At 36.3% G+C, this 331-nt stretch carries 1 pseudogene; it reads left to right on the top strand.

Annotation, left to right across the window (positions count from 1 at the left end):
* A pseudogene (locus EGI22_RS14915) lies at window positions 1-331 on the top strand (IS1634 family transposase); the annotation flags it as partial.

Raw genomic sequence — 331 nt, 5'->3', positions numbered from 1 at the left:
AAAAACCCATCTAAAATCAACAGTAAAGCAGCTAGGTTCTTTTTAAAAGCACAAGAAAATAGTAAATATAGTCTGAATGAAGAAAAAATAGCTGCGGCTGAGCGGTATGATGGTTTTTTAGCCATAAGCACCAATAATCAAACGCTGCCAGTAAGCGATGTCTTAGATCAATATAAACAACTATTTAAAATAGAACACAGCTTTAGAACCTTCAAATCCCACCTTGAAACCAGGCCAATGTTTCATTGGACAGACCAACGAATAGAGGGCCATATTTGCCTTTGTTACATAGCCTTCGCCATTCAAAACTTCGTGCTACAAAAAATAAATC

It is taken from the genome of Lacihabitans sp. LS3-19 (assembly GCF_024343575.1).
Taxonomy (GTDB): Bacteria; Bacteroidota; Bacteroidia; order Cytophagales; family Spirosomataceae; genus Leadbetterella.
Note: the sequence above shows the minus strand (reverse complement) of the source record. Positions and strands in the feature narration are given on the sequence as shown.